Source organism: Sinorhizobium saheli, assembly GCF_001651875.1.
GTDB lineage: Bacteria > Pseudomonadota > Alphaproteobacteria > Rhizobiales > Rhizobiaceae > Sinorhizobium > Sinorhizobium saheli.
On sequence record NZ_LNQB01000060.1, the window covers coordinates 55,922 to 77,797 of the forward strand.

Sequence of the window (21,876 nt, forward strand, 5' to 3'; positions counted from 1 at the left end):
TGTAGCAGGGATAAGGTTAAGCGGCGATTACCTCGAGCGCCGATGCGAAAATCCCGCGACCGTCGGAGCCGCCATGGGCCGCCTCGATCAGGTTTTCCGGATGCGGCATCATGCCGAGCACGGTTCCCTTGGCGTTCATGACGCCGGCGATGTCGTTGATCGAGCCGTTCGGATTCGTGCCTTCGGCATAGCGGAACACCACCTGACCGTTGCCCTCGATCGTCTGCAGCGTTTCCGCATCCGCGAAATAGTTGCCGTCGTGGTGGGCGACAGGACTGCGAATGATCGCGCCCTTGGAATAGGCGCGGGTGAAGGGGGTGTCGGCATTGGCGACTTCCAGCTTCACTTCGCGGCAGACGAATTTCAGCGAGGCGTTGCGCATCAGCGCGCCGGGCAGAAGCCCGGCCTCGAGCAGGATCTGGAAGCCGTTGCAGACGCCGAGGACGCGCACGCCTTGCTCGGCCTTGGCCCTGATTGCCTGCATCACCGGCATGCGCGCCGCGATCGCGCCGCAGCGCAGGTAGTCGCCATAGGAGAAGCCGCCGGGTATGACGATCAGGTCGACATCCGGGATCTGCGTTTCGGTCTGCCAGACGGTGACCGGGGCCTTGCCGGAAATCTTCGTGAGCGCCGCAATCATGTCGCGGTCACGGTTGAGGCCTGGAAGTTGAACGACGGCGGACTTCATTTCTCTGTCTCCGTTAGCGGCAAAATGTACCCTGGCTGGAGTGAATCGGTGAGCCAGACACCGTTTTCCGACAGGAAGAACCGTCCGCCATCGGAATGCATGCGCCTGGCGTCGATTTGCAAGATCACGATGTCGCCTTTGCGGCGGCGTGCGACAATCTCGGCCGTCGCCCTGTCGGCCGAAAGATGGACGTGCTGACGGGCCATCTTGTTCAGGCCGCCCTCCAGTATCGCCGCCAGCTTCGCGGCGGAGGTGCCGTGGTAGAGTACGGCCGGCGGAACGGCGGGAGCAAGTGCGATGTCAACAGCAACGCTGTGCCCCTGCGCTGCCCGAATGCGAGAGCCGTCCAGCGTGAAGCGCCGCTTCGGGTTCTCCTCGATGATCCTCAGAAGATCATTGTCGGTTATGCCGAAGCGGGCCGTGACGGCTGTCTTGAGGTCGGCAAAGGATGTCCAGCCTTCGCTGTCCAACGCCAGGCCGGCCTCATGCGGCGCGTGGCGCAAGACGTAGCTCATAAACTTCGATACGTCGGTATCCAGGTTCCGGGAAGACATCGTCCCTGTGCCGCCTTGCCGCGCCTGCTTACGCGAGGGAGATGCTGTAGTTTTCGATCACGGTGTTTGCCAGAAGCTTCTCGCACATGGCCTTGAGGTCGGCCTCGGCCTTTGCCTTGTCCGCCGTCTCGATCACGAGGTCGAAAACCTTGCCCTGGCGAACCTGGCCGATGCCGTCGAAGCCGAGCGCGCCGAGCGCGCCCTCGATAGCCTTGCCCTGCGGGTCGAGAACGCCGTTCTTCAGCGTCACGGTTACGCGTGCCTTGATCACTTTGCTTTTCCCTAAGATTACTTGACCAGCACCGGACCGGTGCCGCGCGGCGGCTCGTTCTCGTTGATGATGCCGAGACGGCGAGCGACCTCCTGATAGGCCTCGACCAGCCCGCCCATGTCGCGGCGGAACCGGTCCTTGTCCATCTTCTCCTTCGTCTCCGTGTCCCAGAGACGGCAGCTGTCGGGCGAGATCTCGTCGGCGAGCACGATGCGCATCATGTCGCCTTCATAGAGGCGGCCGCACTCGATCTTGAAGTCGACGAGCTGGATGCCGACGCCGAGGAACAGGCCGGACAGGAAGTCGTTGATGCGGATGGCGAGCGCCATGATGTCGTCGAGTTCCTGCGGGCTCGCCCAGCCGAAGGCGGTGATGTGCTCTTCCGAGACCATCGGGTCGTCGAGCGCGTCGGCCTTGTAGTAGAATTCGATGATCGACCGCGGCAGCACGGTGCCTTCCTCGATGCCGAGGCGCTTGGCGAGCGAACCGGCGGCAACGTTGCGCACGACGATCTCGAGCGGGATGATCTCCACTTCCTTGATCAACTGCTCACGCATGTTGAGGCGGCGGATGAAATGCGTCGGAATGCCGATCTTGTTGAGATGGGTGAAGATGTACTCGGAAATGCGGTTGTTGAGCACGCCCTTGCCGTCGATGACGTCATGTTTCTTCTTGTTGAAGGCGGTCGCATCATCCTTGAAGAACTGGATCAGCGTGCCCGGTTCCGGACCCTCGTAAAGGATCTTGGCCTTGCCCTCGTAGATACGGCGGCGACGATTCATGGATTTGTCTCTGTGGTTGCTGGCGCTCTTCGGTCGCGCATTGGGAATTTTCTCAGCGGGTCCATAACCGAAAAGAACGCATTTCACAATCGGCGTATCTTCCCTTCCCCCGATTTAGATTAGGGTATCATGAAAGTCACTAAAGACGAAAAGGCGCATTGCGCTTTCACAAGCGTTTTTGTTTATGGCGATGACTGCTTGCGGCAGGGATTTTTCAGGGAGATCGATTGATGACCACGATGCACGATCGCGAGAAGGCCTTCGAGGCGAAGTTTGCGCTGGACGAAGAACTGCGGTTCAAGGCCATCGCGCGCCGCAACAAGATGCTCGGCCTGTGGGCTGCCGGTCTTCTCAAGATGGCCGACCCGGAAACCTATGCCCGCGAGGTCGTCACCGCCGACCTCGCGGAGGCCGGCCATGAGGACGTGGTGCGCAAGATCAAGGCCGACTTCGACGCGGCCGGCGTTGTCCAGTCCGAGGACGATATTCGTGCCCGGATGCTCGAATTCCTGGCGGAAGCCGTCGAGCAGCTTCAAAGCTGAGACGCGCTCGATTATTTGGTGAGCTTGGCGCCGTCCGACCTCAAGTCGGGCGGTTTTCCTTTGCCTGCGGCAGGCTCACAGCAAGCGGGATGCGCTCACATGCGTTCGCGCCACAGCTCTATCTGTTTGTTTTTCCGCATTTGTGCGACGTCAGGTTATTCCACCTCTGACGGCAAAATGCTCTTAGGCCTGCAGGCGGCTCAGGAACTGGGCGAAGACCATCGTGCCTTCGGGCCAGGGGCCGTGGCCGGATTCGGTGTTGATGTGGCCGGCCTCGCCGGCATCGACGAGCAGCGAGCCCCAGGCATTGGCGATGTCGCCGGCATGCTCGTAGGAGCCGAACGGATCGTTGCGGCTGGCGATCATGATCGACGGAAAGGGCAGGGGATCGCGCGGGTAGGGGCCGAAGGTCATGAGATGCTTCGGCCTGATCTTCGGATTGGCCACATCGGGCGGCGCAACCAGGAACGCGCCGGCGATCTTCCGCCGGCAATGCGGCAGGGCGTGGATCGCCGTGGCGACGCCGAGCGAATGGGCGATGATGACGACGGGCTTTGCCGCGGCGTTGACCTCTTCGACCATGCGCGCCACCCAGTCCTCGCGCACCGGTTTCGACCACGCGGCCTGCTCGACCCGACGCGCCGTCGACAGCTTGCGCTCCCAGCGGGTCTGCCAATGGCCGGGACCCGAGTTGGTATAGCCGGGAACGATCAGGATATGCGCTTCGGAAACCTTCATGATCGCCGCGATTTGGCGGCGAAAATGGCCGAAGTCAAGGCGGAGGCGACAGAGGCCGCATTTTCTGTATAATCGAAAGCGCCGGTCGCGGTTTTGACAGCGGCCCATTTTTTCGCCGTTGTCGCGTCTCCGTGGCCGCTCTGGTTCGTTGAGGAGTGTGAGCCATGACAACCTTCCATATTCTGTCGGGAGCGAATCCGTCTGTCGCCCAACCCGGCATACGAAAGATTGGCATTGCAGATGTGTTCGATGCGTTGCGTCTAGGCTTTGACGACTTCCGCGAGAAGCCGTCCCATTATGTATTTCTATGCCTCATCTATCCCATCGCCGGCGTCGTGCTGATGACCTGGAGCGCGGGCGCGAATATGCTGCCTCTGCTCTATCCGCTCGCCTCCGGCTTCGCCCTCATCGGGCCGGTTGCGGCAATCGCCCTCTACGAGGTCAGCCGGCGCCGCGAGCTGGGTATGGACGCCCGATGGCCGCATGCAATGCGGCGGCTGCGTCGTCATCCGGCTATTCCGTCGATCCTGGCGGCGGCGGCCACATTGTTCGTCATCTTCATCGTCTGGCTGCTGGTTGCCCAGGGCCTTTACGTCACCATGTTCGGGCCGACCCCGCCGGCCACCATCTCCGAGTTCTGGAACAACATCGTCAGCACGGAGCAGGGCTGGAACCTGATCGTCGTCGGCAACCTGGTCGGCTTCGTCTTCGCGGTGGTCGTGCTTTCGATCAGCGTCGTCACGTTCCCGCTTCTGCTCGACCGCGATGTCGGGGCGCTCACGGCGATCGAGACCTCGGTCAGGGCGACGCTCGCCAATCCGGTACCGGTTGCCCTCTGGGGCCTGATCATCGCCGCCGGCCTGGTGATCGGCTCAATCCCGGTCTTCGTCGGGCTGGCCGTGATCATGCCGATCTTCGGCCATGCGACCTGGCACCTCTATCGCAAGATCGTGGAACCGGCCGGAACGGCAGGCTGACACATCTCGGCGGCCAGCCTGGTTGACTGGGCTGGCCGTCCTCCCGATCAGCGGAAATACTTGTAATAGGACGCGATCTGGGCCTTCGTGTTCGACGAGAGGTTCAGCTTGATGCCGATCTTGTCGCCGCGGCACCAGCGCACCATTCCGGTGAGGAAGCCGAGCTCCTCGCTGCGGATGGTCACTTCCTGGCCCATGCGGGCACCGATATCGAAGAACAGCTGGAAACAGATACCCTCGTCGGACAGGTCCTTGACGACGCCGTTGCTCGATCCGGTCTTGCACGTCACCGTGCCGGTTATTCTCGTATCGGTGCGCGCGGAGGCGCGCTGAATGCTCTCCTTGAATGCCATGGCTTCCCTCGAAACCCGTTTTGACAGGCCCTAAATTTTCCATGCCATGGCTGAAGGGCATTCTAAGAAAATCGCCCGCATTTGACGCAAGTGGTCGAATGCGGGCAATTCTTCTATCAGAACTTGAGCTTGGCCGCTTACGCCGTGCCGAACACCCGTCCGAAGATCGTGTCGACGTGCTTGGTGTGGTAGCCGAGGTCGAACTTCTCGCGGATATTTTCCTCCGAGAGTGCGGCGCGGACCTCCTGGTCGGCGAGCAGCTCTTCGAGGAAGTCCTTGCCCTGTTCCCACACTTTCATGGCGTTGCGCTGGACGAGACGGTAGGCGTCCTCGCGCGACACGCCGGCCTGGGTGAGGGCGAGAAGAACGCGCTGCGAATGCACGAGCCCGCGGAACTTGTTCAGGTTCTTCATCATGTTCTCGGGATAGACGACCAGCTTGTCGATGACGCCGGTCAGCCGCGCCAGCGCGAAGTCGAGCGTGATCGTCGCATCCGGTCCGATCATCCGCTCGACCGAGGAATGCGAGATGTCCCGTTCATGCCAGAGCGCAACGTTCTCCATGGCCGGCACGACGAAAGCGCGGACCATGCGCGAAAGCCCGGTCAGGTTTTCCGTCAGCACCGGATTGCGCTTGTGCGGCATCGCCGAGGAGCCCTTCTGGCCCGGCGAGAAATATTCCTCCGCCTCCAGCACTTCGGTGCGCTGCAAATGGCGGATTTCGGTCGCCAGGCGCTCGATCGAGGAGGCGATGACGCCGAGTGTTGCGAAGTACATCGCATGGCGGTCGCGCGGAATGACCTGCGTCGACACTGGTTCCGGCTTCAGGCCGAGCGCCTTCGCCACGTGCTCCTCGACGCGCGGATCGATATTGGCGAAGGTTCCGACGGCGCCCGAGATCGCGCAAGTGGCGATCTCCTCGCGGGCGGCGAGGAGGCGCTCCCGGCAGCGGTCGAACTCGGCATAGGCAAGCGCCAGCTTGACGCCGAACGTGGTCGGCTCCGCATGAATGCCGTGCGAGCGGCCGATCGTCACCGTGTCCTTATGCTCGAAGGCACGACGCTTCAGCGCCGCCAGCAGCTTGTCCATGTCGGCGAGCAGGATGTCGGTCGCGCGAACGAGCTGCACGTTGAAACAGGTGTCGAGCACGTCCGACGACGTCATGCCCTGATGCACGAAGCGGCTGTCGGGGCCGACGAACTCGGCAAGATGGGTCAGGAAGGCGATGACGTCATGCTTGGTGACGGCTTCGATCTCGTCGATGCGGGCGACGTCGAACTCAGCCGCACCGCCTTTCTCCCAGATGGTCTTTGCCGCTTCCTTCGGGATCACGCCGATCTCGGCCAGGGCATCGCAGGCGTGCGCCTCGATCTCGAACCAGATGCGGAACTTGGTTTCCGGCGACCAGATGGCCACCATTTCCGGCCGGGAGTAACGGGGGATCATGGGCTTTACGCTTTCGTCGTCAGTGGAGGATGGCTGTGCCTCTATCAAAGATGGCGGTGAAGCTCAACGCCGTTGCCGCGCATCCGATCGCGCGAGCACCAGGCTGGCAAAGGCGAGGGCGACGGCGCCGAGCGGCAGGTAGAGCCGGACCCCGAGGACCAGAAACTGGTAGAACGCGGCAAGCGAGGTGAACAGGAACTGGAAGAACCAGATGCGCGTGCCGGCCGTGGCGTGCCATTGCGCATAGAAGGCCCGGTAGTCGAGGGCAAAGAGAAATGCCGTTGTGCCGATGGTGCCGGCGATAAGGCACAGCAGGAAGGCCGCAAGCCGCGTCTCGGTCGCGCGCCCCCGTGCCAGGCAGCGCGCTGCGAAGAGCGACAACGGCCAGCCGAGGAAACCTCCCACGGCGTAGAGTGCGAGGATGCCTTTGAGATGAAAGGTTGCATCATTCTCGCGCAGCCAGAGCGCAAGCCAGGCCGAAAGCGCCATTGCAAGACCCCAGCAGGGGGCGCCGATCAGAACCTCCCGCGCACTCGGAAGGGAACGTGCGAGACGGGAGCGCATCGGCGGGTCCATCACCGCGCCGGGCACTCCGCCTCGAAACGCCGCCCCTTCGTCCATCAGCCGGGAATCCGCACCGGTACCGCTATCCAGCGGCCATCGGTCGTGCCCTCGAAGCCGAGGGACTCGACCAGGATCATCACCACATGCACCTCGGACCCGTCGTCGTTGACGCGGGTCACGACACCGCCGATGCGGTAGCCCGTCGGGCAGCGGCGGCTTTGCGGAATGCGCTGATCGTCCTGAAGAATATCCGACGCCGGCTTGCCGGCCTTCCCGGTCATCGTCAGGCGAAAGCCCTTCACCTCCTTGAGGAAATCCCGGCAGGCGCCCTCCGGCTCGAAGGTCTTTTCCTCGAGTGTCAGCCGGTAGGTCTTGCGAAAGGGCGCGTCGGCGGGGAAAGCGTCGTAGGTCAGTGTATGCGGCGGCGCCTCCGCTTCGGTCACCGGATTGTAGGCCGCAAATATGCCCGGCGTATCGACCAGCCGATAGGCGTCGAGGAGCGGCGCGGCGCGCCTGCGGGCCTCGCGGCGGGCCTCGTGCAACGCGCCCTTGTCGTCCTCGACGACCGCGCGCACCGGGGCGCCGGGCAGGAAACTGTCGTTGCGTGTGTCGAGGACGTAGACCGTCGAATAGGGAAAGCCTGAACCGTCCTGGACGCCATATTCCTCGAAGGCGAAGACATTGCCGTCGGACGAAAAACCGATCGGCTGAAGTGCGGCATAGTCGCCCGCGACGGCAACCGGTGCGGCGAATGCCGCTGCGGCCAAGGCCAGCCCCGCGACTGCCGCGCGGCCGGTCATCCGCGCGCCTTCTCCGCCTCGGCGCGGATCGCCTCGATGGCGCTGCGATAGGCCTCGACGGAATCGCCCTTGAACACGGCCGAACCGGCGACGAGCACATTGGCGCCGGCCTTTGCGACGATGCCCGCCGTTTCCGGCGCCACGCCGCCATCGACCTCGATCTCGATCGGCCTGTCACCGACCATGGCCTTGATGCGCCGGATCTTCTCTTCCATGGCAGCGATGAACTTCTGGCCGCCGAAGCCCGGATTGACCGTCATCACCAGGATCAGGTCGACCGTGTCGAGGATATATTCAATGGCGCTTTCCGGGGTTGCCGGATTGAGCGAGACGCCCGCCTTCTTGCCGAGCGACCTCACCGTCTGGAGCGAGCGGTGCAGATGCGGGCCGGCCTCGGCATGGACGGTGACGATGTCGCAGCCGGCCTTGGCAAAAGCCTCGAGGAAGGGATCGGCCGGGGCGATCATCAGGTGGCAGTCGAAGGTCGCCTGCGTGTGGGGGCGCAGCGATTTGATGACGTCGGGGCCGAAGGTGATGTTGGGCACGAAATGGCCGTCCATGACGTCGAGATGGATCCAATCGGCGCCGGCATCGACGACGTCGCGAACCTCCTGGCCGAGTTTGGAGAAGTTGGCCGCCAGGATCGACGGGGCAATGCGAATGGGGTGTGTCATCATCAGGCTCCGGCTTTTCTGGCGCCATACCATTACGCGCCGGCCCAAACAACCGCCTACAGCGCGGCGCGTCTTATCGGACGCGCGAAGGTCGCCGTAGCACCTTTCATTGCTGCGTGTCCTTGTCCTCAAATCGATCAGGCGAGATCGAGCCGGCCCACGCTCAGGGGCGCGATGACCAGGCGGGTATCAGATCGTCGCCGGTGTCGCGCGCAGCGTGAACCCCGCGTGCGATCGCGCGCGCCATGGTGGCAGCCGCCGCGGCGCCTAGGTCGATGAAGTCTTCGAGGAGCAGCGCCTTGCCGCTGGCACCGGTCGAAAGCGCGAAGACGAGGTCGCCGTCGAGCGGCGTATGGGAGGGCCACAGCGCGCGCGAAAAGCCGTCATGCGCGGCAATCGCCAGCCGCTTCGCCTCGGCCCTGGTCAGAACGGCATCGGTGGCGATGACGGCGATGGTCGTGTTGGCGGCGCGCGCGCGCAGTTCGCGGTACTTGTAGCGGGGGACGCGTGCATCCTGCGGCCATGGCGCCGGCAGGCCCAATCCGCCGAACTCGCCATCGAGCTCGAAGGGGGCGGCCCAGAAATGGCGCGTGTCGCCGACCGTTGCGGAACCCACCGCGTTGACGGCAACGAGTGCGCCTATGGTGACGCCGTTGTCGAGCACCGTCGATGCCGAGCCAAGGCCGCCCTTGAAGGTCGCCGTGAGGGCGCCGGTGCCGGCACCGGCAGTGCCGGTCGCAAAAGTCGGAGCCGCGGCACGGGCGGCCTCGTAGCCGAGATCACGATAGGGCGAATAGCGCACCCAATCCTTCTCGCCGCCATTGGCGAGATCGAAGAGGATCGCGGCCGGCACGATCGGGACGCGGTGCGGTCCGACGGCGAAGCCGCGCCCCATCTCGCGAAGCGCCGCCTGGACGCCCGATGCGGAGTCGAGGCCGAAAGCCGAGCCGCCGGACAGCACCACCGCGTCGACCGACTGCACCGTGTTGTGCGGAGCGAGCAGGTCCGTCTCACGCGTGCCGGGTGCGCCGCCAAGCACCTGGACCGCGGCAGTCGCCGGCGGATCGCAAAGAACGGCGGTAACACCAGACTTCAGGCGATGGTCCTCGGCATTGCCGACCAGCAGGCCGGCCACGTCGGTGATCAGATTGTTCGGCCCCTGGCGCATCATTCCGCCTTGCCTGCAGTCGAGGGCGCGACGAAACGGCCATCCTGCCACTGCATCAGCCGATAGGGCGTCTCGATCCGCTCATGGGCACTGTTGAAGCCGACCGGCCCGAGCACCGTCTGATACGGTCCTTTCGACAGCGCCTCGATGAGGGCGCCGTCATCCTTTGCCGCCTGGTCCTTCGCCTGCTCGAGGAGCGACATGGCGGCGAAGGCGGGAAGCACATAACCGTCAGGCTCGATCCCGGCGGCACGCATCGCCTTGACCACTGCCGCGGCTTCATTCGAGCGTGCGGGATCCGGTATCGTCACGGCAAGCACGCCGTTCTCGAGAGGCACGTCGAGGTCGGCGGCGTTCAGCGTGTCGCCGCCAAGGAGCGTTATGGGGACGTTTTCCGCCTTGGCGTCGCGTGCGATGACGGCGGTGTCGTTCCGGTCGCCGCCGGTGAAGACATGGGTTGCGCCGCTCTTGGCCAGGCGCCGCACGAGGCTCACCTGCTGCTCCTGTGCGGGTCGGTAGACGTCGGTGAAAACGGGCGTCACTCCGATCTCGGCGAGCGCGCTTCGGACGCCCTCCACCAGTTCGCGGCTGTGGATCGTGCCGTCGTCGATGAGGGCGAGCGGTTTGCCCCGCCACTTGGCGACGATGACATCGGTGATCGCCGCCGCTTCGGCCTTGCCGTTCGGGGCGAGGCGGTAAAGCGGCCATTTCTTCTTGAGGGCATCCTCCATGAGGATATCGGAGCGGACGCTGACCGTGATCGCGGGCATGCCGGCCTCCGCCAGCGCCGGCAAGGCCGCCTCCAGGCTTTCGGTGCAGAGGAAGCCGATCGCGGCTTCCGCGCCGCTTGCGAGCAGCGCCTTCGTCAGCGCTTCGCCGCCGGCCGCATCGCAGCTCTCGTTGATGAGGATCACCTCGCTTCCGCGGTCGGCGGCCTGGAATGCGGCTCCATCGGCGATCTGCTTGCCGAGCAGCGCGAAGGGCCCGTCGGCGGGCGCGACGACGGCGACCTTCAATCCGGCGGCGAAAGCAGGACCGCTCAGCGTCAGCGCAGCGACGAAAAGGCTCGTAACGATCGATTTAAGCATGTTTTTTCCCGCTATCGACCGCCATGTTTTAAGGATGTCGTCCGGCTCGTCAAAGGAAAAGATGGAGCCGATCACCCGGCCTTGTCGCGGGCGTGATCGCATTGGCCGCGGATCCGCAAGAATCTGGCAGCGCCGGGTTTCATATTTTCCACGAGAGTCTATGTATGTGCGAGACAGCGTTCCGGAGCGAGATGTGTTGGAGAAGACCCGGCTGGACCCGATAGTTTACCGTGACGCGATGAGTCGCATGTCGTCGCACGTGCAACTGATCACCGCGGTCGACGGAGCCGAGCGGCGCGGCGTCACCATCACCGCCTCCTGCTCCGTGTCGGACGATCCGCCGACGGTGCTCGCCTGCCTCAACGCTGCCAATCGGCGCAACGACATCTTCACGCGCGGAGGCGGCTTTGCCTTGAACCTTCTCGGCAGCAGGCACCTTGGGCTGGCGCATGCCTTCTCCGGCCGCGACCAGCTCGACATGGATCGCCGGTTTGCACTCGGACGGTGGACGCAATTGACCACCGGTGCCCCCATTCTCACCGATGCGCTCGTCGCCCTCGATTGCCGCCTGGTCGAGGCCAGGGTCATGGCGACCCATCTCATCCTCTTCGGCGAGGTGGTTGACGTGCAGATCGGCGAGAGGCAGCAGCCGCTCATTTATGTGGACCGAGGATACCGCACGCTATAAGTTTCCCTGGGCGCGGAGGAAACATGGCGAGACACGAGACAGGAAAGCTGCCCCGCTCCATCGACGAGACGATGGCGATGCTGGAGGCGCAGAATTACCTCGCCGGAACCGCGCTCGCGACCGTGCTTTTCCTGTCACTCAGAATGAAGCGGCCGCTCTTCCTCGAGGGCGAGGCTGGCGTCGGCAAGACGGAGATCGCCAAGGTTCTCGCCGACGCGCTCGATCGCCCGCTGATTCGGCTGCAATGTTACGAGGGCCTCGACGTCGCCTCCGCCGTCTATGAATGGAACTATCCGGCGCAGATGCTGGAAATCCGCCTTTCCGAGGCGACCGGCATGGTCGACCGGCAAAGGATCGAGAGCGATATCTTTTCCGAGCGCTTCCTCATCCGCCGCCCGGTCCTGCAGGCGATCTCGACGACTGTCGGACGCGCGCCGGTCTTCCTGATCGACGAGCTCGACCGTGCCGACGAGGCTTTCGAGGCCTTTCTCCTGGAGGTGCTTTCGGACTTTCAGGTCACCATTCCGGAACTCGGGACCATCAAGGCCCGCGAACCGCCGATCGTCATCATCACGACGAACCGGACCCGCGAGATCCATGACGCGCTTAAGAGGCGCTGCCTCTATCATTGGGTCGACTATCCGAAGGCGGCGCAGGAACTCAAGATCATCCGCCGCAAGGTGCCGGGCTGCAACGCGACGCTCTCGCGCGAGATCGTGGCCTATGTTCAGAAGCTCAGATCCGTCGATCTCTTCAAGAACCCGGGCGTGGCGGAGACGATCGACTGGGCGACGGCGCTGACGGAGCTCGATGCGCTGGCGCTCGATCCGGAAACGGTCGCCGATACGCTGGGCACGCTTCTCAAATACCAGGACGACATTTCGAGGATCGAAGGCGAGGAGGGCCGGCGACTGCTCGCCGAGGCCAAGGCGGAGCTGCTGGCTGAGGGTTGACGATGACCGGCAAGCCGCGCACCGATGCCATCGACCTTGCGCCGCCAGGCGAAGGGCGCTTCGCCGACAACATCGTCTTTTTCGCCCGCGCGCTCAGGCGTGCGGGAATGAGGATCGGACCGGCGGCGGTCGCCGATGCGATCGACGCCGTCGGCCTGATCGGGATCGGCTCGCGCAGCGAGTTCTACGCGGCGCTGCAATGCACCTTCGTCAAGCGCCATGAAGACCAGGCCGTGTTCGACGAGGCATTTCGACTCTTCTGGCGGTCGCGCGATCTCGTCAACAGGATGATCGCCCTCCTTTCGCCCGTCGCGCCTCAACGGCCTGGAGAAGATCGGCGCCGCGCCGGCGAGGCCCGCGTCAGCGACGCGCTCCTTTCAGGGCGGGACGATGCCCGGCCACCGCGGGAAACGCCGGAAATCGAGATCGATGCGCGTCATACGGTCTCGGGCCGCGAACTCTTTCGCAAGGCGGACTTCGCGCAGATGACCGCCGCGGAAATCGCCGAGGCAAGAAAGGCGCTGTCATCGCTCCTGCTGCCACTCGATCTTGTCAGGACGCGCCGCCATCGTGCCTCGCAGAGGCCGGTGCGGATCGATCCCAGGGCCACCATGCGCGACGCCATGCGCCTTGGCGGCGAGTTCATCCTGCCGCGTTTTCGCGAGCCGAGACGCGTCCACCCGCCGCTCGTCGTGCTTGCGGATATTTCCGGCTCGATGAGCCAGTACACGCGCATTTTCCTGCATTTCCTGCACGCATTGACGGAGCAGCGCCAGCGGGTCCACACGTTTCTTTTCGGCACGCGGCTGACGAACGTCACCCGGCAGATGCGCAACCGCGACCCCGACGAGGCGCTCGACCAATGCGTGGCGGCGGTCAAGGATTGGTCCGGCGGCACGCGCATCGGCGAGACGCTTCGCGCGTTCAATCGCCGCTGGTCGCGCCGGGTCCTCGGGCAGGGGGCTGTCGTCCTGCTGATAACCGACGGGCTCGAGCGCGACGACACTGCGGAGCTGGAGCTCGAGATGGACCGCCTGCATCGCTCCTGCCGTCGCCTCATATGGCTCAACCCGCTGCTGCGCTTCGATGGCTTCGAGGCACGCGCTCGCGGCGTCAGGGCGATGCTGCCGCATGTCGACGAATTTCGCGCGGTGCACAATCTCGAGTCCGTCGCCGAACTGGTGCAGTCCCTCTCGGGCCGCAGGACCCGTGACGCCGATCCGCGGCGTTTCCTGAATGGAGCGCGGGGCGAGCGGTAGGGTGATCACGATCATGTGGGTTGCTTCGAACGAGAATCGTCGCGATCTAAAGCTATGAACCGGAGTGCATCCGATGCCGAGTGAAACAGACGTTCTCGAACCGCTCAAGGTTGCGGAAGAATGGTGCGGCGAGGGCCGTGCCGTGGCGCTCGCCACCGTGATCGAAACCTGGGGGTCTGCCCCGCGGCCGGCCGGCAGCCATCTGGTCGTCGATAGCGAGGGCAACTTCCAGGGCTCGGTCTCGGGGGGCTGCGTCGAGGGGGCGGTGATCGCCGAGGCGGCGGACGTGATCGCATCGGGCAAGCCGAAAATGCTCGAATTCGGCGTTGCCGACGAAACGGCCTGGCGCGTCGGCCTCTCCTGCGGCGGCCGAATCCGCGTCTATGTCGAACCTATTGACGGCTGAACGATGGAACTCTCCGCTCTCCAGGCACTGAATGCGGCACGCGCAGCGCGACGGGCGGCCGTCGTCGTCAGCGACCTCTCCGACGGGACTGCCCGGGTCTTTCTCGAGGGGACAAGTTTTCCGGCAGAATTGGCAAAGGCGATCTCCGCAGCGTTCCTGACGGGTCGGCCGGGGCCGTTGACGATTGAGGGACGGTCGCTGTTCTTCAACGTTCACCTGCCGCCGCCGCGCCTCGTCGCGATCGGCGCCGTCCACATCTCGCAGGCCCTGGCCCGCTTCGCTCCCGTCGCCGGGTTCGACATGGCGATCATCGATCCTCGCACCGCCTTTGCGACTGCCGAGCGCTTTCAAGGCGTCGAACTTCTGGCGGACTGGCCGGAGGACGTCCTCGCCGCCCGGCCGCTCGACCGCTATACGGCGCTTGCTGCTTTGACCCACGATCCGAAGATCGACGACTATCCGATCCGCGCCGCGCTGCAGGCTCAATGCTTCTATGTCGGCGCGCTCGGCAGCCGCAGAACCCATGCCGCCCGCGTCGAGCGGCTGCGGCAGGCCGGCGTTGCCGCCGAGGCGATCGAGCGGATCAGGGCACCGATCGGCCTTGACATCGGCGCATCGAGCCCGGCGGAGATCGCCGTCGCCGTCCTGGCGGAAATCATCGAGGCTCTGCGCCGCCGCGATCTCGGTGGAGAGGGAGGGAAGGCATGAGGTTCGGCCGTGTGCCGCTTGCCGATGCGGAAGGGACACTCCTGGCGCATTCGGTGAGAGCCGGGACGCTGAAGTTCTCGAAGGGCCACCGTCTCCGCGCCGCCGATATCGCCGCGCTTGCCGAAGCGGAGGTGGCGGAGGTCGTCGTCGCCCGGCTTGATGCGGGCGATCTTGCCGAGGACGAGGCGGCCGCGCGGATTGCCGGCGCGATCGCCCCGGACCACCTGCGTTTTTCGCCGGCAGCGACGGGTCGCGTCAACGTCTATGCCACCGCCGCCGGCCTTTTCGTCGCCAGCCGCGCGGTCGTCGACAGGCTGAACCGGATCGATCCGGGGATCACGCTCGCCTGTCTCGCCGACCACGTGTCGGTCGAGGCCGGTGACATGGTCGCGACGATCAAGATCATTCCGCTCGCCGTGCCGGGGGTTTTCGTGGAGCGCGCCGCGGCCATCCTCCGCGCCGAGCGGGCCTTCGAGGTCAAACCGTTCACGCCGCGCCGTGCCGCCCTGATCGCAACGGAGTTGCCGTCGCTCAAGCCCCAGGTGATGGACAAGACGCGCGCCGTCCTCGCCGCGCGGCTCCTGCAGTCGGGAAGCCGCCTCGTTACCGAACGTCGCGTGGCGCATTGGGAGGCGGCGGTCGCCGCGGCCATTGCCGAGCTCAAGGTTGCGCATGACCTGATCGTCGTCTTCGGCGCTTCGGCGGTCGCCGATCCGGATGACGTGGTGCCGGCGGCGATCCGCAGCGCCGGCGGCGTCGTCGAGCATGTCGGAATGCCGGTCGATCCCGGCAATCTGCTCGTCATCGGCCGGCTCGGTGACATTCCCGTGCTCGGCGCGCCGGGTTGTGCCCGGAGCCCGAGAGAGAACGGCTTCGATTGGGTTCTCGACCGGCTGCTCGCAGGCGAATGGCCGAGCCCCGCGGATATAACCGGACTCGGCGTCGGCGGCCTGCTCAAGGAAATCCCGACACGGCCGCAACCGCGCGAGATGGCCGCCCGCGATCGGCCCGGGCCCGTCACGATCGTCGTGCTGGCAGCCGGACGGGCGAGCCGCATGGGACCCGCGGGCCACCACAAGCTTCTCGCCGAATTTGACGGCATTCCGCTCGTCCGCCGTTCCGCCGAGACGGCGCTTGCCGCCGCAGGCAGGGTCGTCGTCGTCACCGGCCATCGGGAAGCGGAGGTGAGGGCGGCACTCGCCGGGCTGCCGGTGACGCTCGTTTCAAACCCCGACTACGCGAGCGGGATGGCCACGTCGCTGGTGGCGGGTCTTTCCGCCCTCGACGCCGGGGCCGGCGGCATGCTCGTGATGCTCGCGGATATGCCGGGCATCACGTCGGAACACCTCGTGAAGCTGGTCCGGGCTTTCGAGGCCGAATCGGGCCATGCGGTGGTGCGCGCCGTCGCCGAGGGCCAGCGCGGCAATCCGGTCATCCTGCCGAGGGAAACCTTCGCCGCGGTGCGCCAGCTTGTCGGGGATGTAGGAGCGAGGCACATCGTCGAGCGTTCGGGATTGCCGGTCCTCGATGTCGAACTCGGTGCTGCCGCGCGCCTTGACCTCGATACGCCCGAGGAGATAGTGGCGGCCGGCGGGGTGTTGAGGGAGTGAGGCGATGGACAATGCGGCGATCGAGGAGATGTTCGAGAGCCTTGGCCCGGTCAAGATCCGCCGCATGTTCGGCGGCAAGGGCATCTATTTCGACGGCATTATCCTTGCGGTCGAAGTGAACGGCGAAATCCTGCTGAAAGGCGACGCCGAATCGGCGCCGGAGCTCGAAGAGGCCGGCGGCCGCCAATGGAGCTACGATGGCAAGGGCAAGCCTGTGAAGATGCCCTACTGGAGCATTCCGGAACCCGCTTTCGACGATCCGGACGAGATGGCCCGATGGGTGCGAATCGCCTATGGGGCGGCGCTGCGGGCGAAAAAATAGTTCGGGCGTCTGTCCAGCTTCTGCCCCTCATCCGCCTGCCGGCACCTTCTCCCCGCAGGCGGGGCGAAGGGGACTCGCGGCGCTGACTTCGCGCCTTATCCCCGCGAGCGGGGAGAGGGCCGGGGTGAGGGGAAAATCCTATTATAGCCGATGGTGCTCCACGCATGGCTCAAGGCACATCGATCCGCCAATGGTCGTGCCACGCTCTGGCTTGTATCAGCCAAGCGCGCGCACCGCGTCCGCAGCAAAGCGCGACAGGGGCTGGGGCAGGGCGGCGAGATCGAACCAGCCGATATCGCAAAGCTTGTCCGGTTCGGTGAGCTGCGGCTCGCCGGAGAAATCCTCGGTCACATAGATCAGCGAGATCCAATGTTGTCGGTCGGCTTCGATCATCTGTTCGCTGAGGCAGAGGAAGCGCGTCGAATGGATGGAGAGGCCGCTTTCCTCTTCCGCCTCGCGCCGCGCGGCGTCCTCGGAGCGCTCCATGTGATCGACCTTGCCGCCGACGATGCTCCAGTGTCCGGCCTCCGGCGCCTTCATGCGGCGGCAGAGGAGGATCTTGCCGTCGCGCAGGATCGCCAGACCGCAACCGAGACCGGGAAAGTCGATACCGGGGGCTGCCATGTCTCGGCGGTCAGGCCTTGCCGGCGATCAGCATGAAGGCCGGGATTTCGTCGCCGAAGCCGACGGGGGTCGGGCCATCGTCATAATCGCGGCGGTTGCGGTTGCGGCGATCGCGATTGTCGTCGTTGGCGGCATTCTGGGCGCGGCCGGGACGGCCCTGCTTGCTGTCGGCATTGCGTTCCGTCTTCACCGCATCGGTCCTTTCCGCAACGGGCTCGAGTTCAGCCGCAGCGTCGATTCGCGCGGTTTCGGATTTATGATCGCCGCGCGCCCTGCCGGGGCGTTCCGCGTCTTTCCTCCGATCCTTGCGGCCGTCGCGGCCGCGATCGCGCCGGCCTTCATGGCTCTCCATCGGTTCGGGCAATTCGGAAAGATCGCCCTTCAGCCATTCGACCTTCTGGCCGATGAGCTTTTCGATGGCGTCGGAAAACTTGGTGTCACGCTTGGTGACGATCGTGAAGGAAGCGCCGGAGCGGCCGGCACGACCCGTGCGGCCGATGCGATGGACATAGTCTTCCGCATGGATCGGCACGTCGAAATTGAAGACGTGGCTGACATCCGGGATGTCCAGCCCGCGCGCCGCGACGTCGGAGGCGACGAGCAGCTTGATGTTGCCATCCTTGAAGTTGGCCAGCATCGTCATGCGCGAGCGCTGGTCCATGTCGCCATGCAGCGCGCCGACGGAAAAGCCATGGCGGTCGAGCGAACGGAAGAGCTCGGCGACGTCCTTCTTGCGATTGCAGAAGATGATCGCGTTCTTCAGCTCTTCCTGAGCGCGAATGAGGTCGCGGAGCACCGCACGTTTTTCGTAATCCTTGGCATGCGCGGCGACGAAACGTTGCGTCACCGTCGCCGCGGTCGAGGCGGGCCGGGCCACCTCGATGCGCTCGGGGTTCTGGAGGAACCGGTCGGCGAGCTTCTGGATCTCCGGCGGCATCGTCGCCGAGAAGAACAGCGTCTGCCGGGTGAAGGGGATGAGCTTGGCGATGCGCTCGATATCCGGGATGAAGCCCATGTCGAGCATGCGGTCGGCCTCATCGATCACCAGGATCTCGACGCCCGTCATCAGGAGCTTGCCGCGCTCGAAATGGTCGAGCAGGCGACCGGGGGTGCAGATCAGGACGTCCGCGCCGCGTTCCAGCTTGCGATCCTGCTCGTCGAAGGAAACGCCGCCGATCAGCAGCGCGATGTTGAGCTTGTGGTTCTTGCCGTACTTGTCGAAGTTCTCCGCGACCTGTGCGGCAAGCTCGCGCGTCGGCTCGAGAATCAGCGTGCGCGGCATGCGGGCACGGGCGCGGCCCTTCTCCAGAAGGGTCAGCATCGGCAGCACGAAGGACGCGGTCTTTCCGGTTCCGGTCTGCGCGATGCCGAGAATATCGCGCCGCTGCAGCGCCGGCGGGATGGCACCAGCCTGAATGGGCGTCGGCGTTGCATAGCCCGCATCGGTAACTGCGGAGAGAACTTTTTGGCTCAGGCCAAGGTCAGCAAAATTGGTCAAAGGGGAAACTGTTTCCGTTCCGGTTCAATAGAACACTGATCGATAGATGGGAAATGCACCACCACGTGGCCGGGCTCTTAAGACGAAAGGCGTCGAAAGTCAAGAAATCCAGCACGTTGACGTGTCGGAAGGTAAATGGCTGCGAATCTGTTGCTTTTCTTGTCAAGCGCGGGAACGGTGACGGCCGGCCCCGGCGGCCGTCAGTCGAGGTAGGCGGCGAGCTTCTCGCCGGCCCGCAGGAACCGTATCGGATCAACGGCCTCGCCGTTCAGCCGGACCTCGTAATGCAGATGCGGCCCGGTCGACCGGCCGGTGCTTCCCGACTTGGCGACGACCTGATCGGCCTCAACATGGTCGCCTACGTTGACAAGGACGACCGCCAGATGCGCATAGCGGGTCGACACGCCGTTGCCGTGATCGATCTCGACCATGTTGCCGTATCCGCCCGCCGGTCCCGCCGCGGTCACAACCCCCGCTGCGGTCGAGCGGATGCGCGTCCCGCTCGGCGCGCGAAAATCGATTCCGGCGTGGAGCGCCAGGCGGCCGAGGAAGGGATCCTGGCGATTTCCGAAACTGCTGGTGACGTCGCTTGCCGGAAGCGGATTGGCGAGGGGAAGCTTTCGGGCCGCGTCGCGCGTCCGCTCGAGTTCGACGAGGGCGCCGTCGAGGGCGACCAGCGACTGCTCGAACCGGTTCTCCTCCTGCGGCTCCACGAAGGGGCCGCCGATTCCCGTTTCCGTCGAGGCGACGCTGGACGCTTCGGCAGCCGCCGGGAAGCTGAAGCCTGTGCGTTCGACGATCGTCCTGATGGCCTCGGACGTCTTGCGGGCGCTGCTCGTCATCTGCCGCACATGCGCCATCTGGTCACGTTCGATGCCCTTCAGCGACAGCGTCACCTTCGAGAATAGCCGATCCGTCCGGTCCGAAACGCTCTCGCCGCTGCCCGGCGCGGCGGCGGCGGGTGCATAGCCGAGGACCGCGGGACCGCCGGACGCTGCGCCATCCTCGCCCGTGATGCCCATGATCTTCTCGATCGCCCCGATGCCTTCATGCGTGCTGGTGCGTTCTTCGTAGGCCAAGGGCTCCGTTGCGGGCAGGGCCGCCTCCTGGCCGATGGCTTCGCCGTTCTCCGCCGGCAGGCCGAGCCTGCCGCTGCGCGAGGTCAGCGCCAGTTGCCGTTGCAGCAGCTTCTCGACTTTTTCCTCGACGACTTGCTGATCGAGCAACTGTCGGCTCGTCACGCGGTCGACCTGCGCCCGAAGGGCCGTGATTCGGTCTTCGTAATCGTGCTGCATGCGCGCCTGACGGGCGATCGTGCCGCCGATGAGGTCGTCGCGGAGCACGAGGTAGGTGGTGGCCGCCAGATAGCCGATGGCAAAGACGCCGGCGAAGGACGCGGCAAGCGCCACCGTCCAGGGGCGCACCGTCATATGCCTCACCTTGTCGCCGCTCGCCAGGATCAGGACATGGCTCTGCCTGCGCATGCCGAAGGCGCCGTTTGCTGAACGTACAGACACCACATCACCCCCGCCGATGCGAACCCACTCGCGTTGCCCGAGGCTGATTACACTTTATTAGGGTTAATAAAGGCTTGCGCGGGCGCCAGGTCAGATGTTGGTGGACGCGGTCATCGACCGGTAGAACGAGGGCGTCAGGCCCGCCTCCGCCCGCGCAATGTCGTTGAACGGCGCCTTGAGCGGTCCGCGGAAGTTCGCCCGCACCAGCGCCTGGAAGGTTGCGGCGGGGTCCTTCTTCTGCCGGGCGCACAGAAAGCGGAACCACTTCGCCCCGACGGCGACGTGACCCTTTTCGTCCTCGTAGATCACGTCGAGCACCGCGGCGCTTTCCTCGTCGCCGGTCTCCCGCATCTTCGCCCTCAGCGGCGGCGTCACGTCGAGGCCGCGCGCCTCGAGGATCAGGGGGACGACGGCGAGGCGGGCGGTGAGGTCGTTGCGCGTGTCGTGTGCCGCCTGCCAGAGGCCGTCATGCGCCGGCAGGTCGCCATAGTCCGCCCCGAGATCGTTCAGCCTCTGCCGCACCATGCGAAAATGCTTGGCCTCCTCGAAGGCGACCTGCATCCATCCGTCGAAGAAGGAATTGGGCACGGGCTCGGAGGCGAAGCGGGCGACGATGTCGAGGGCCAGATCGACGGCATTCAATTCGATATGGGCGATGGCGTGGAGGAGCGCGATCCGCCCCTTGAGCGAACCGAGCGATCGCCGCTTGACCTGGGTGGGCGGCGTCAGGACCGGCCTTTCCGGGCGGCCGGGCCGCTCCGGAAGGGGGCGATCGAGCGGCGAGCGCAGCGACAGCTTTCGCGCCTGCCAGCGCCGCGCGGCCTCCTGCGCAAGCTCCGTCTTGACGGCAAGGTCGGCCGCGCGGACGGCTTCGACGGCCGCCCCGCGCAGGCTGTGGAATGGCGGAAGCCTGGTCATCGCCAAACCCCGTCAAAGGGCCTTGGCGGCGGCCAGCACCTCATCGGCATGGCCGGCGACGCGGACCTTCGCCCAGACGCGGGCGACCACACCCGCCGGATCGATGAGGAAGGTCGTGCGCTCGACGCCCATGTATTTGCGCCCATACATGCTCTTCTCGACCCAGACGCCATAGGCATTGACCACGTCCTTCGCCTCGTCCGCCGCAAGAGCGACCGCGAGGTTGTGCTTCTTGGCAAAGCGGTCATGTCTCCGGACCGAATCGGGCGATATGCCGACGAGGGCAATGCCTGCGCTTTCGAATTCCGCCGCAAGGGCCGAGAAGGCGATGGCTTCTTCGGTGCAGCCCTTGGTGTCGTCCTTGGGATAGAAGAACAGCACCACCGGCCTGCCGCGCAGCGCGGCGAGCGAGATCGAACCGCCGCCGTCGCGGGGAAGCTCGAAATCCGGGGCGACATCACCCGGTCCCAATCCTGCCATGATTAAACCTTTCTTACGCCAAGTTTTGTGGACATTCCGCAGATAGGGCATATCGAAGATCGTCGGAGCCCGTCCAGCGCATTTGTGATAGTTTCGACAGGTGCCGGACGGCTTTCGTGGCTACGAGCCATTGCCGATGCTTCGCACAAGAAGAAACAGAACTGTCCCAGCGCTTTCCACAGCATGAGAGGCGAGGCGTGGTGACTCGGTTCGGCGAATTGTGATCTACATGGGGCAAACAGCACATGC

At 65.0% G+C, this 21,876-nt stretch carries 26 protein-coding genes; 9 read left to right on the plus strand and 17 right to left on the minus strand.

Annotation, left to right across the window (positions count from 1 at the left end; genetic code table 11):
- Positions 1-16 precede the first annotated feature (16 nt).
- Genes purQ through purC form a run of 4 tightly spaced genes read right to left on the minus strand, consistent with a single transcriptional unit; the run spans position 17 to position 2,295 of the window.
- Positions 17-688, minus strand: coding sequence for a phosphoribosylformylglycinamidine synthase subunit PurQ (gene purQ / locus ATB98_RS05800; protein WP_066870391.1), 672 nt, complete (start codon positions 686-688; stop codon positions 17-19).
- A complete protein-coding gene (locus ATB98_RS05805) occupies positions 685-1,242 on the minus strand; it encodes an RNA 2'-phosphotransferase (RefSeq protein ID WP_066870394.1) in 558 nt (185 codons plus the stop codon). Before ATB98_RS05805 ends, purQ begins: the two co-directional genes overlap by 4 nt.
- Before the next feature lie 28 nt (positions 1,243-1,270).
- The gene (gene purS / locus ATB98_RS05810; RefSeq protein WP_066870397.1) at positions 1,271-1,513 is read right to left on the minus strand and encodes a phosphoribosylformylglycinamidine synthase subunit PurS; all 243 of its coding nucleotides are present in this window, start codon (positions 1,511-1,513) and stop codon (positions 1,271-1,273) included.
- Positions 1,514-1,530: 17 nt separating this feature from the next.
- Complete coding sequence (gene purC / locus ATB98_RS05815; protein WP_066870400.1) at positions 1,531-2,295, minus strand: phosphoribosylaminoimidazolesuccinocarboxamide synthase; 765 nt, start codon at positions 2,293-2,295, stop codon at positions 1,531-1,533.
- 230 nt (positions 2,296-2,525) lie between these two features.
- Here purC and ATB98_RS05820 point away from each other — a divergent pair, with 230 nt between their 5' ends.
- Entirely contained in the window at positions 2,526-2,837 is a 312-nt protein-coding gene (locus tag ATB98_RS05820; RefSeq protein WP_066870403.1) for a DUF1476 domain-containing protein, read from the plus strand.
- Between the two features lie 183 nt (positions 2,838-3,020).
- Here the strand turns inward: ATB98_RS05820 and ATB98_RS05825 are convergent, their stop codons facing one another.
- A complete protein-coding gene (locus tag ATB98_RS05825; protein WP_066870502.1) occupies positions 3,021-3,575 on the minus strand; it encodes an RBBP9/YdeN family alpha/beta hydrolase in 555 nt (184 codons plus the stop codon).
- A 164-nt stretch (positions 3,576-3,739) separates the two neighbouring features.
- Between ATB98_RS05825 and ATB98_RS05830 the strand changes: the two genes are divergently transcribed.
- Complete coding sequence (locus ATB98_RS05830; RefSeq protein WP_066870406.1) at positions 3,740-4,552, plus strand: DUF2189 domain-containing protein; 813 nt, start codon at positions 3,740-3,742, stop codon at positions 4,550-4,552.
- 47 nt (positions 4,553-4,599) lie between these two features.
- Here ATB98_RS05830 and ATB98_RS05835 read toward each other — a convergent pair whose 3' ends face one another.
- The 7 genes from ATB98_RS05835 to ATB98_RS05865 form a co-directional block, all read right to left on the minus strand.
- The gene (locus ATB98_RS05835; protein ID WP_066870409.1) at positions 4,600-4,905 is read right to left on the minus strand and encodes a PilZ domain-containing protein; all 306 of its coding nucleotides are present in this window, start codon (positions 4,903-4,905) and stop codon (positions 4,600-4,602) included.
- A gap of 137 nt (positions 4,906-5,042) precedes the next feature.
- A complete protein-coding gene (gene purB, locus ATB98_RS05840) occupies positions 5,043-6,350 on the minus strand; it encodes an adenylosuccinate lyase (protein ID WP_066870412.1) in 1,308 nt (435 codons plus the stop codon).
- A 63-nt stretch (positions 6,351-6,413) separates the two neighbouring features.
- Entirely contained in the window at positions 6,414-6,971 is a 558-nt protein-coding gene (locus ATB98_RS05845; protein WP_066870415.1) for a hypothetical protein, read from the minus strand.
- Positions 6,971-7,714: a DUF2259 domain-containing protein gene (locus tag ATB98_RS05850; RefSeq protein ID WP_066870418.1), complete on the minus strand. Its 744-nt coding sequence runs from the start codon at positions 7,712-7,714 to the stop codon at positions 6,971-6,973. Before ATB98_RS05850 ends, ATB98_RS05845 begins: the two co-directional genes overlap by 1 nt.
- Positions 7,711-8,391, minus strand: a complete 681-nt coding sequence (rpe, locus tag ATB98_RS05855; RefSeq protein ID WP_153436021.1) for a ribulose-phosphate 3-epimerase — start codon at positions 8,389-8,391, stop codon at positions 7,711-7,713. Before rpe ends, ATB98_RS05850 begins: the two co-directional genes overlap by 4 nt.
- Before the next feature lie 160 nt (positions 8,392-8,551).
- Positions 8,552-9,559 (minus strand): P1 family peptidase, encoded by a 1,008-nt coding sequence (locus ATB98_RS05860; RefSeq protein WP_066870421.1) that lies wholly within the window; start codon positions 9,557-9,559, stop codon positions 8,552-8,554.
- The gene (locus tag ATB98_RS05865) at positions 9,556-10,644 is read right to left on the minus strand and encodes a branched-chain amino acid ABC transporter substrate-binding protein (RefSeq protein WP_066870424.1); all 1,089 of its coding nucleotides are present in this window, start codon (positions 10,642-10,644) and stop codon (positions 9,556-9,558) included. The genes ATB98_RS05860 and ATB98_RS05865 overlap by 4 nt, the downstream gene beginning before the upstream one ends.
- 160 nt (positions 10,645-10,804) lie before the next feature.
- On the opposite strand from ATB98_RS05865, the gene ATB98_RS05870 reads away from it, so the two are divergent.
- From ATB98_RS05870 to ATB98_RS05900, 7 genes are all read left to right on the plus strand, one after another.
- On the plus strand, positions 10,805-11,332 hold the full coding sequence (locus tag ATB98_RS05870) for a flavin reductase family protein (protein ID WP_066870427.1): 528 nt from the start codon (positions 10,805-10,807) through the stop codon (positions 11,330-11,332).
- A 23-nt stretch (positions 11,333-11,355) separates the two neighbouring features.
- Entirely contained in the window at positions 11,356-12,285 is a 930-nt protein-coding gene (locus ATB98_RS05875) for an AAA family ATPase (RefSeq protein ID WP_066870430.1), read from the plus strand.
- Between the two features lie 2 nt (positions 12,286-12,287).
- Positions 12,288-13,544 carry a vWA domain-containing protein gene (locus ATB98_RS05880; RefSeq protein ID WP_066870433.1) on the plus strand — a complete coding sequence of 419 codons (1,257 nt, stop codon included), beginning with the start codon at positions 12,288-12,290 and terminating at the stop codon, positions 13,542-13,544.
- 73 nt (positions 13,545-13,617) lie between these two features.
- On the plus strand, positions 13,618-13,950 hold the full coding sequence (locus ATB98_RS05885; protein WP_066870437.1) for an XdhC family protein: 333 nt from the start codon (positions 13,618-13,620) through the stop codon (positions 13,948-13,950).
- 3 nt (positions 13,951-13,953) lie between these two features.
- Complete coding sequence (locus ATB98_RS05890; RefSeq protein ID WP_066870442.1) at positions 13,954-14,658, plus strand: XdhC family protein; 705 nt, start codon at positions 13,954-13,956, stop codon at positions 14,656-14,658.
- The gene (locus ATB98_RS05895; RefSeq protein ID WP_066870445.1) at positions 14,655-16,268 is read left to right on the plus strand and encodes an NTP transferase domain-containing protein; all 1,614 of its coding nucleotides are present in this window, start codon (positions 14,655-14,657) and stop codon (positions 16,266-16,268) included. The genes ATB98_RS05890 and ATB98_RS05895 overlap by 4 nt, the downstream gene beginning before the upstream one ends.
- Before the next feature lie 4 nt (positions 16,269-16,272).
- Positions 16,273-16,590, plus strand: a complete 318-nt coding sequence (locus ATB98_RS05900) for a TfoX/Sxy family protein (RefSeq protein ID WP_066870448.1) — start codon at positions 16,273-16,275, stop codon at positions 16,588-16,590.
- 216 nt (positions 16,591-16,806) lie between these two features.
- Here the strand turns inward: ATB98_RS05900 and ATB98_RS05905 are convergent, their stop codons facing one another.
- The 5 genes from ATB98_RS05905 to ATB98_RS05925 all read right to left on the minus strand — a co-directional run bounded on the left by ATB98_RS05905 (position 16,807) and on the right by ATB98_RS05925 (position 21,627).
- On the minus strand, positions 16,807-17,214 hold the full coding sequence (locus ATB98_RS05905; RefSeq protein ID WP_066870451.1) for an NUDIX hydrolase: 408 nt from the start codon (positions 17,212-17,214) through the stop codon (positions 16,807-16,809).
- A 10-nt stretch (positions 17,215-17,224) separates the two neighbouring features.
- Entirely contained in the window at positions 17,225-18,712 is a 1,488-nt protein-coding gene (locus ATB98_RS05910) for a DEAD/DEAH box helicase (RefSeq protein ID WP_066870454.1), read from the minus strand.
- 200 nt (positions 18,713-18,912) lie between these two features.
- Positions 18,913-20,229 carry a M23 family metallopeptidase gene (locus ATB98_RS05915; protein ID WP_066870508.1) on the minus strand — a complete coding sequence of 439 codons (1,317 nt, stop codon included), beginning with the start codon at positions 20,227-20,229 and terminating at the stop codon, positions 18,913-18,915.
- A gap of 90 nt (positions 20,230-20,319) precedes the next feature.
- On the minus strand, positions 20,320-21,147 hold the full coding sequence (locus ATB98_RS05920) for a ferritin-like domain-containing protein (protein ID WP_066870511.1): 828 nt from the start codon (positions 21,145-21,147) through the stop codon (positions 20,320-20,322).
- 12 nt (positions 21,148-21,159) lie between these two features.
- The gene (locus ATB98_RS05925; RefSeq protein WP_066870457.1) at positions 21,160-21,627 is read right to left on the minus strand and encodes a peroxiredoxin; all 468 of its coding nucleotides are present in this window, start codon (positions 21,625-21,627) and stop codon (positions 21,160-21,162) included.
- Positions 21,628-21,876: the final 249 nt, after the last annotated feature.